Source organism: Halomonas sp. 707D4 (assembly GCF_024158685.1).
GTDB lineage: Bacteria > Pseudomonadota > Gammaproteobacteria > Pseudomonadales > Halomonadaceae > Vreelandella.
In genome coordinates, this window is record NZ_JAMZBD010000069.1 from 1 (window position 1) to 9862 (window position 9862).

The 9862-nt window shown below is 63.1% G+C and carries 9 protein-coding genes; 5 read left to right on the forward strand and 4 right to left on the reverse strand.

All coding sequences use genetic code 11. From position 1 onward, the window contains the following. Nucleotides 1–93: 93 nt before the first annotated feature. On the reverse strand, nt 94–1755 hold the full coding sequence (locus BIS11_RS04800; RefSeq protein ID WP_253423030.1) for a peptidoglycan DD-metalloendopeptidase family protein: 1662 nt from the start codon (nt 1753–1755) through the stop codon (nt 94–96). A gap of 741 nt (nt 1756–2496) precedes the next feature. On the opposite strand from BIS11_RS04800, the gene BIS11_RS04805 reads away from it, so the two are divergent. After that, nucleotides 2497–3417 (forward strand): LysR family transcriptional regulator, encoded by a 921-nt coding sequence (locus tag BIS11_RS04805; protein WP_253423033.1) that lies wholly within the window; start codon nt 2497–2499, stop codon nt 3415–3417. Between the two features lie 76 nt (nt 3418–3493). Further along, a complete protein-coding gene (locus tag BIS11_RS04810; RefSeq protein ID WP_253423036.1) occupies nt 3494–4498 on the forward strand; it encodes a glutathione S-transferase family protein in 1005 nt (334 codons plus the stop codon). A gap of 84 nt (nt 4499–4582) precedes the next feature. Here BIS11_RS04810 and BIS11_RS04815 read toward each other — a convergent pair whose 3' ends face one another. Both BIS11_RS04815 and BIS11_RS04820 read right to left on the reverse strand, forming a co-directional pair. After that, a complete protein-coding gene (locus BIS11_RS04815) occupies nt 4583–5089 on the reverse strand; it encodes a PRC-barrel domain-containing protein (RefSeq protein WP_253423039.1) in 507 nt (168 codons plus the stop codon). A 155-nt stretch (nt 5090–5244) separates the two neighbouring features. Beyond that, on the reverse strand, nt 5245–5442 hold the full coding sequence (locus tag BIS11_RS04820; RefSeq protein WP_253423043.1) for a CsbD family protein: 198 nt from the start codon (nt 5440–5442) through the stop codon (nt 5245–5247). Between the two features lie 536 nt (nt 5443–5978). On the opposite strand from BIS11_RS04820, the gene BIS11_RS04825 reads away from it, so the two are divergent. Next, complete coding sequence (locus BIS11_RS04825) at nt 5979–7685, forward strand: DEAD/DEAH box helicase (RefSeq protein ID WP_253423061.1); 1707 nt, start codon at nt 5979–5981, stop codon at nt 7683–7685. Nucleotides 7686–7792: 107 nt separating this feature from the next. Then, on the forward strand, nt 7793–8512 hold the full coding sequence (nfi, locus tag BIS11_RS04830; protein ID WP_253423064.1) for a deoxyribonuclease V: 720 nt from the start codon (nt 7793–7795) through the stop codon (nt 8510–8512). Here nfi and BIS11_RS04835 read toward each other — a convergent pair. Then, entirely contained in the window at nt 8496–9209 is a 714-nt protein-coding gene (locus BIS11_RS04835; protein ID WP_253423067.1) for a glutamine amidotransferase, read from the reverse strand. The genes nfi and BIS11_RS04835 overlap by 17 nt on opposite strands. 116 nt (nt 9210–9325) lie before the next feature. On the opposite strand from BIS11_RS04835, the gene tpx reads away from it, so the two are divergent. Then, nucleotides 9326–9832 carry a thiol peroxidase gene (gene tpx / locus BIS11_RS04840; protein WP_227388389.1) on the forward strand — a complete coding sequence of 169 codons (507 nt, stop codon included), beginning with the start codon at nt 9326–9328 and terminating at the stop codon, nt 9830–9832. Nucleotides 9833–9862 lie beyond the last annotated feature (30 nt).

Here is a 9862-nt window from a genome sequence, read left to right on the forward strand (position 1 = left end):
CCCTGGATCGGGCCGTATAGGCTGGGGGAGCGCACGAAAAAAGCCGCCCGGAGGGGCGGCTTTTTTTGCAGGTCGTTTTCAGCAGGGGCGGTCTTAGTCGCGCTCGCCACGCTGGTAGTTGGCGACGTTGACGGTGCCGGTCTCGCCGCTTTCGAGCGCGGCCAGCATCGGCTCCGCCTGGCTCTGGAAGGCGATCAGGGTATCGCCGGTCAGGCCCGTCGAGTCCGGAAGCTCCACGCTCATGGCGTTGACCGGCGAGTTGTTGACGATGACCTCGTAGTGCAGGTGAGGACCCGTGCTGCGGCCGGTGTTGCCGGAAAGCGCGATGCGCTCGCCCATGGTGACGCGCTCACCCACGCTGACCAGCGGGCGGGAAAGGTGCAGGTAGCGGGTGCGGTAGCCGTTGTCGTGACGGATGACCACGTAGCGCCCGGCGGCCGCGTGGTTGGCAACACGCTCGACGCGGCCGTCCGCCGGCGCCACTACCGGCGTGCCGATCGGCATGGCGAAGTCGGTACCGTTGTGCGGGCTGATGCGCCCGGTCACCGGGTGCTTGCGGCGCGGGTTGAACGACGAGCTCAAACGGTAGCTGCCTTCGAACGGATAGCGCGCGAAGCCGGGCTCCAGACCACTGCCTTCGGGCGTGTAGAACTTGTCGTCGGTGGCATTGCGCACGATGGTCAAATCCATGCGCTCGCCTTCGTAGTGAACGGCCAGCACGCGCGCGTCGAGCTCTTGACCGTCGATCATGTCGGACTCGACCAGCACGTTGAAGCGGTCGCCCCGGCGGCTGTCACGACGAAAGTCGAGCTTCTTCTCGAGCACGCGGGTGAGCTCCGTGACCGAGCCGCTGGACAGGCCCGTGGCCTGGGCGGAGCGGGCGAAGCTGCCGCTGACGGTACCGGCGAACAGGCGCTGGACCGGCTCGCCCTCGCGTTCGATGGAGGTCACGGCGAAGCTGTCGGTATCACGCTCGAGCATGACGCCGTCGCGAATGTTCTTCATCATGCGCAGCGACAGAAGCCGTCCGCTCTCGTCGAGCTGGTAGTCGAAGCTGTTGCCGGCGCGCCAGTTGGTGAGAATGCGCGGGTCCGGCATGTCGTCCAGAAGCGCCATGACCTCGCTGTAGCCCATGCCCAGCTCGTTCTGGGCGATCGCGGCGAAGGTTTCGCCGGAGGCGACGATATGGGTCTTCCACTCGGGAACGTAGGGCTCTTCGGCGGCCAGCTCCATTTCGAGGAAGGAGATATCGTCGAACAGCTCGATACCGTAGTCCTCGTAGGAAGTGGCATCGGCAATTTCGACCGAGGCATCGGCGGTCGGCTCGTCGATATTGAGCATGCCACTGGAAACCGTGCCGAAGACCACCGCCATGTGGACGGCCCCTTCGTCGAGGACGGGTTTGGCTTCGATTTCGCTGGAGATCGACGCTTCGGCACGCGAGATGACGTCAAGGTCGATGATTTCGGTAGCGGCGAGATCGCTCAAGGGGATCTGTTCGCGGGTCGCGTCGAGGGCGCGGGAGGCGCGGTCGATCGCTTCGGCGACCGGTGCACGCTCCTGGCGAAGCGAAGGCACGGCGGTCACGCCGTCGCTGGGAAGCGGTACGAGCACGCTTTCCAGAGAAGTATGCGGTTGATTCAGGTCTTGATAAGTCGTCAAAAGCTTCTGTGTGCCCAGCACGGTGACCATGGTGGCCACGGGTAAAAGTAACAATTTGTGCGTGCGGGGCAGCGAATGGAGGATTCGCAACATGAGTAAAGGGGCCGCCGAGTTCAAGGTGAAAACGCAAGGTAAAAGTGAATAAGCTCGGGAACCATACCCCAAGGTCGCAGGGGTGAATAGACTGTATTTGCATACAGAAAATGGACTTTCGCTCGAAGGCGAAAGCATCGTTCGAGAAGAAATATTTTAGAACAGTGTTTGCTAACCTTTCTTCATGGGGCGGGGTGAGCACGAAGAGCTGACTTCATGTTGTACAAGGATTTTTTCTTGTATCGTTTCCTCATGGTCTAATAAAGCAGGCTAATCAAAAAGCGCCATCAAGCGTAAGGCTATCGTTGGAGTCCACGTGGATGGCAGCAGGTCCATTGTGGAGGTAAATAGAAAAGGCTCGAGCGATCGACCAGGGAACCGGCGAACGCACTCACCCAATAACCTATACAAGGCGTATCGTATCTAGAGTCGAAAAATAGGGAGTGATTCATTATTCATCGATTCGAGGTGCCGCGCATTCTCAACGAAAACAGCTGGATTTTCAAAAAGTGTCTTTTGGTTATTTTTTGTAAAATTCTGGATTTTGTCGCAGTTGGTTTTGCGCCTCGGCAGGCTCCTGCACCTTATATACCTTTTCTTAAAAGTTCCCTACTATTTTTTGTTTTCGAGCTGAATTAACAACGATTAAGGTATTGGCGACTATTCGACACTACTACCCTTCTGGTAAGGTTTTTTCGAATTTAAGCGTTTTCACTCGCTTCTAGCGTCGAGGAAATCGAAATGTCACGGGTAACACTCGCACAGTGGCACATGCTGGCCGCCGTGGTGGATCATGGCGGCTTCGCCCGCGCCGCCGAGGCCATTCACAAGAGCCCTTCTACGCTCAACCACGCCGTTCACAAGCTCGAGGAGCAGCTCGGGGTTCAAGTACTCGAACCGATTGGCCGCCAGGTACGCCTGACCGAGGCCGGCGAGCTGCTGCTGCGGCGCGCGCGCCAGTTGATCGAGAGCGCGGCATCGCTTGAAGACGTGGCGTCACGGCTGGCGGAAGGGTTGGAGGCGGAAGTCGTGGTCGCCATCGACCAGGTGTTCCCCGCAGATGCCCAGGCCAAGGCACTCGAGCGCTTTTCCGCTGCCTACCCCCAGGTGAGGGTGCAACTTCACGAAAGCGTGCTCAATGGCGGAGTGGAAATGCTGCAGGATGGCCGCGCGGACCTGGTGATCTGCGGCCTGGACGTTCCGGGATTTCTCGGCGAGCCCCTGGTCGGCGTACGCTTCATCGCCGTCGCCCATCCGAGCCACGCGCTGCACAAGCTCGGGCGCTCTCTCGACCTGCGTGACCTGGCGCAATATCGCCAACTGGTGGTGAGGGATTCGGCGGTACGCCAATCTGCCAACGCGGGCTGGCTCAAGGCCGAGCAGCGCTGGACGGTGAGCCACCTCAATACCTCGCTCGACATGATCAAGCGCGGCCTGGGCTTTGCCTGGATGCCGATCACCCGTATCGCCCAGGAACTCGAACGAGGCGATCTCAAGCCGCTGCCGCTGGTGGCCGGCGGCGTTCGCGAGGCGCCGTTCCAGCTGATCTTCAAGGATCGCGACCGTGCCGGACCTGCCACCCACGCCATGGCGCAGGCGCTCAAGGAAGCGGTGATCGCCGAGTGTCCCAAGGATTCAATTTCATCGAACGAAACCGCGTAAAACATGCGCTTGAGGCTTCAGCGGCGCAAAGTATGCTGATTCAGGAAGTAACGATGAATGGCCAAGGAGACGCGACATGGGATTGCTGGTAGAAGGTGAGTGGGTCGATCAGTGGTACGACACCAAGAAAAGCGGCGGCGAGTTCGTGCGCGAGTCGGCCAAGCTGCGCGACTGGGTAGGCGAGGGCGCACCCGCGGATCATGAAGGCGAACGTTTTCCCGCCGAGCAGGGGCGCTACCATCTTTACGTATCGCTCGCCTGCCCCTGGGCGCATCGAGCGCTGATCATGCGCACGTTGAAAGGGGTGGACGAGCTGATCGGCGTCTCCCACGTAAGCCCCTTGATGCTCGACAAGGGCTGGACCTACGACGAGGCGGAAGGCTCTAGCGGCGATCCCGTCAATCATGCCCGCTACCACTACGAGCTCTATACAAGGACCGATCCACACTATACCGGGCGCGTCACGGTGCCGGTGCTATGGGACAAGCAGCGCCGAACCATCGTCAACAACGAGTCGGCGGATCTCGTGCGCATGTTCAACGGCGCCTTCGACGAGTTGACCGGCAATACGCTCGACTTCTACCCGCAGGATCTTCGCACCACGATCGACGAGATCAATGCCGACGTCTACGACAACGTCAACAACGGGGTCTACAAGGCGGGTTTCGCGACCGAGCAGGCGGTGTACGAGAAACACGTCAAGGCGCTCTTCGCCGCGCTCGACCGTCTCGAGCAGCGCCTGGAGACCCATCGCTACCTGGCGGGGGAGTGGCTGACCGAGGCGGATATTCGCCTGTTCACCACCCTGGTGCGTTTCGACGCGGTGTATCACGGCCACTTCAAGTGCAACGTCCGGCGCATAGAGGATTACCCGCAGCTCTCGAACTACCTGCGCGAGCTGTACCAGTGGCCGGGCGTGGCCGACACCGTGAACATGGAGCACATCAAGCGCCATTACTATTACAGCCACGCCAACATCAACCCCACTCGCATCGTGCCCGTCGGGCCGGTACTCGACTTCGACCGCCCCCACGACCGTGAACGCCTCCCGGGGGCTGGCATTCGTTCGCGATCGGCATGAGTCAAGTCCTGCCAAAACGCAGAAGGGCCGCCCAATGGGCGGCCCTTCTGCGTCTTGCCTGACAAAAGCTTGGTTGGCGAGCGCTTACTGCTGTTCGGGGGCGTCGTCGTCGCTGAACGCTTCCCGGGTACGCTGCCAGGCGCTTTCGGCACCGTCGCGCGTGGTCTGCCAAGCTTCGCGAGCATTGGCCTGGGTCTGCTCCCACCAGTCGCGATCATAGGCGGGGAAGTCTTCCACTTCTTCCGGGGTGGCCGAGAGCATGATGCGGTGCTCGGTTTCACCATCGCCTTCGGTGCTGGTCTCGAGGGTGAAGTAGTCGGTGCCGACCACGATCTCGCGACCGCCAAGGCCCAGCACGGCGCCACTTTCGATGACCAGTGCGGTGATGCGCATGTCGTCGTCGAACAGAATGTCGTCCACGTCACCGATCTCTTCGCCTGAACCGTTGGCGAAATAGACGTCGGCATCGAGAATGTCCTCGGCCGAGTAGACGCCTTGCGGCTCCTGGGTGGTGGTCTGGGCCTGGGCATCGAGTGCCAGTCCTGCCAGCAGGGCAGTGCTCATGGCCGTCAGTAGCAGTGATTTACGCATATTGAACTCCTTGTCACCTGAGTGGCTTGTAACCTCGGCGGATCATGGCGATGGCACTGTTTGCCATCGGTGCCTGTCCGGATACGACCGCTGCGTTCGTCGCGGGTCGATAGAGGCCGGGGCGGCGCGTCCTGCGCCAGACCCGGTCGTGAATCCTAAAGGCCGTCGGCCCAGTCGTCGGCACGCTTTTCCGCCTGCTCGCGCTCGAGGCCGTATTTCTGCTGGAGCTTGCCCACCAGCTGATCCTTCTTGCCACCGATCTGATCGAGTTCGTCGTCGGTCAGCTCACCCCAGCTGGCGCGCGCCTTGCCTTTCATCTCGGTCCATTTGCCTTCGATCTGGTCCCAGTTCATGGCGTCTCTCCTTGGTACATGCGTTAAGCTGCGGCCGTAAGCCGTAAATCGGTGTTGCCATTGAAATCTTAGACGATACATCGACAAGCGCAAGCCCGATGGTTCATGTCGGGTAAAGCGAAAAGGCTAGCCAGTCAAGTGGTGAGGTGGTAGTATCCGCTCTCCTCGCATGTGTTGACCCCTCCATCAAGACGGTAAGCGTAAAAGCCCGTAGACGCTATGCACTATTTACTATGCACTATGCGGCTCCGCTTGCGGGAACATCCAACGAGATGTTCATTGCTGTGAAGATGGCGCGTTTTTAGCATTTCACCAGTCGGGTGAAATCGACGCAGAAGGTCGCCACGACGGTCGGCAGACACGTTTCATTGTCATCGTTATCTGCCTCCGAATGCTGGGTGCGACCGGCGTCTTTGACTCCTTCAGTTGATCCTCCGCACGGCGGAGTTCGTGAACAGCGCCTTGCGCTGCTTGACGTGTCGAAGACGCTCATGACGTTTTTTGCCGGCCCCCGCCGGCCTACCAAGGTGTGATTAATGACCTCGACTTCTGTCGCCTCGCCGAGCTTCGGCGATCTGGCTCTGCTGCCTGCCGTTCTTTCTGCTGTTGAAGCACAGGGCTACCAGACTCCTTCGCCCATCCAGGCGCAAACCATTCCTGCGCTGCTGGAAGGCCGCGACATGCTGGGCCAGGCCCAGACCGGTACCGGCAAGACCGCTGCCTTTGCACTGCCGCTTCTTTCTCGTCTCGATCTTGACCGTCGCGAACCCCAGGTGCTGGTGATGGCTCCGACCCGTGAGCTCGCCCAGCAGGTGGCGGTCTCGTTCAGCAAGTACGGCCAGAACCTCAAGGGCCTGGAAGTGGCCACGCTGTGCGGCGGCCAGGAGTATCGCGAGCAGCTCGGCGCCCTGAAGCGCGGTGCCCAGGTCGTGGTCGGCACCCCCGGACGCATCATCGACCACCTGGATCGCGGCAGCCTGAAACTCGACGGCCTCTCCGCCCTGGTGCTCGACGAAGCCGACGAGATGCTGCGCATGGGCTTCATCGACGACGTCAAGCGCGTGGTCGCCGACACCCCGCAGAATGCCCAGCGCGTGTTCTTCTCGGCGACCCTGCCGACGGAGATCGAGCGCATCGTCAACCGTTACCTGGTCGACCCGGTCAAGGTGGCCATCGAGTCCAAGACCACCACCGGCGACAACATCGAGCAGCGCCTGGTGCGCGTCGATGGCGGTGCCAAGCTCGAAGCGCTGGCGCGCATCCTCGAAGTCGAGCCCGTCGATGCGGCGATCGTCTTCGTGCGCACTCGCGCGGCGTGCACCACGCTGGTCGAGCAGCTCACCGCGCGCGGCGTCAACGCCGCCGGCCTTTCCGGCGACCTGGACCAGAGCCTGCGCGAGCGCACCATCACCCGCCTGAAGCGCGGCAAGGTGGACGTGTTGATCGCCACCGACGTCGCCGCTCGCGGTCTCGACGTGCCGCGCATCACCCACGTGGTCAACTACGACCTGCCCCAGGACGCCGAAGCCTACACCCACCGTATCGGCCGTACCGGTCGTGCCGGACGCAGCGGCATCGCGATCACCTTCGCCGGCTTCCGTGAAGGCCGCAAGGTGGGCTGGATGGAGCAGGCCACCGGTCAGAAGATGACCGAAATGCCGCTGCCGGACGAGAGCGCCATTCGCGCCCACCGCGACGAGGTATTCCATCACCGCGTGGTGGCGGCCCTGACCAAGGGCGCCGACGAACAGCGCGCGCTGGTCGAGCGTCTGGTCGAGGAAGGCCACGACGCCATCGAGCTTGCCTGCGCCTTCGCCGCCATGGCCCGCGCCGACGAAGCGCCGATCGGTCGTCTGCAGGCACCGCGCAAGGAACGCCCGACCCGCGATGGCGGTCGTGACGGCAAGCCGCGTCGCGAGCGCTCCAGCATCCCGAGCGAAGGCATGACCCGCTATCGCGTCTCCGTCGGCCACAAGGACGGCGTCAAGCCGGGCCAACTGGTCGGGGCGCTGGCCAACGAAGGCGGTATCGAAGGCGCGCGCATCGGCCGCATCGATATCCGCAACGCCTTCTCGGTGGTGGAGCTGCCGAGCGGTCTGCCAGCCAGCATCCTGGCCAAGATGGCGCGCGCCCGGGTGGCCGGTCGTCCGCTGGAAATCAGCGAAGACAGCGCCCCCGAGCGCGCACCGCGTCGCCGCCGCGACGACGGCGATGCGCCGGTTCGCCGCCGCGAACGCGCCTGAACTTGAGCCTGAGCCTGACGGCCTGACAAGACCCCGCTTTCGAGCGGGGTTTTTTATGCGCCGAGAAATCTTCTAGGCTTAGCGAGACACCATAGACAGGAGGTGACATGGACGCACCGTCGCACGAATGGAATCTCGAGCCCGCCGAGGCCATCGCACTGCAAAAGCGCCTCGCAACGCGCTTGGAGCTCGCCGACCGCATCGACGAGGTGGCGTACATCGCCGGGGTGGATATCGGCTTCGAGGAAGCCGGCAAGATCACCCGGGCGGCGGTGGTACTGCTCGAGTGGGATGAAGCCAAGGCACCGACGCTGGAGGTCGTCGAGCAGGTGATCCACCGCGAGCCCACGCGCATGCCCTACGTGCCGGGGCTACTTTCGTTTCGCGAGATTCCGGCTGCCTTGGGCGCCTTCGCGAAACTCTCGCAAACCCCGCAGCTGGTGATGGTCGACGGCCAGGGGATCGCGCACCCGCGAAAGCTCGGCGTGGCGGCGCACCTCGGGCTATGGCTCGATCTTCCGACCATCGGTGTCGCCAAGTCGCGCCTTTACGGACGCTTCGAGCCGGTGGGCGAGCGGCGCGGCGACTGGAGCGCACTGACCGCCCGGGGCGAGACCATCGGCGCCGTGCTGCGCTCGCGGGAGAAGGTGAAGCCGATCTTCGTGTCCCCCGGGCACCGGCTGTCGCTTGCCACCTCGCTTGACTGGGTCACGCGGTGCCTCGGGCGCACCAAGCTGCCCGAGCCCACGCGGTTGGCCGACCGGCTCGCCTCGCGGCGCGACGAGAAGCGCCGCAAGGCCAGCGTCGAGCCTACAAGAGACGCGTGAAGCGCTCGAGCAGGCTGCTGGCGTGAGAGGTGGGCGCGATGGCCTGGATCAAGGCGCCGACGTCCTCGCCCTGTTCGACCAGCGCGTCGCTCACGCGCTCGAGGTAGGCGCGCATGATGTCGGTGTCGAACTCCGGGTGGAACTGCACGCTCCATTGGCGCGTGCCGTAACGCAGCGCCTGGTGGCCGTCGTGGTCGTTGCAGGCGAGGATCACGGCATCGCCCGGGGCCCGCAGCACCGTCTGGCCATGGGTCAGGTGCGCCTTGAAGCGCGAAGGCAGCTGGCTGAACAGCGCATCACGGTCGGAGGCGTCGGTACGCTCGACCGTGAACGTACCCGCCTCGCGCCCCTTCGGGTGGTTGCCGGCCTCGCCGCCGAAGGCCTCCGCCATCAGCTGGTGGCCGTAGCACACGCCGAGCATGGCGATATCGCGTGCACGGGCCTGCTTGAGCCAGGGCTTGAGCGCCTCGCTCCACGCTTCTTTGTCGCTGACCATGGCGTTTGAGCCGGTGATCACGATGGCATCGAGCCCGTCAAGCTCAGGTGCATGGGTGTCGCTGCGCGGGTCCCAGAGCGTGACGGTGATGCCGGGCACGGCGCGCTCGAGAGGCTGCGAGAACAGCCTGTCGAAGTCACCGTGGCGCTCGACGACTTCGGGAAAGGCGTCGCCGGTCTTGATGATCAGTACTGAGGGCATGAAAATCTCGTGTCGATGGATGCAAGCCGCCGGCTGCGTTATAAACGAGTCGCCCATGATTCGGCGACCGGGAACCGTGTTGCCGGGTCGTCACCAATAACACGTAAGGAACTCTCATGCAGCAAATTACCCGAGGCGGTACACCGATGGACGTGGATGGCGCGATTCCCGAGGCGGGAGCCAAGGCGCCGGCGCTCACGCTGACCGACCGCGACCTCAACGACGTGACGCTTGCGGATTTCGCCGGCAAGCGCAAGGTGCTCAACATCATCCCCAGCGTCGATACGCCCACCTGCGCCACGTCCACGCGCCGCTTCAACGAGCTGGCCGCGGCGATGGAAGACACGGTGGTGCTGGTGGTCTCGGCGGACCTGCCGTTTGCAGCGGTGCGCTTTTGCGGCGCCGAAGGGCTCGATGACGTGGAGACGCTCTCCACCTTTCGTCACCCGGAATTTTTGAAAGCGTGGGGCGTGGCCCTCGTCAACAGCCCGATGCAGGGGCTCTGCGCGCGGGCGGTGGTGGTGCTCGATACCGATGACACCGTACTGCACAGCGAACTGGTGGGCGAGCTCAAGAACGAGCCCGACTACGACGCCGCGCTGAGCGCTCTGAAGGCGCGTTGACGCTCAGCCCTGACGGCGGGCCGCCTCCAC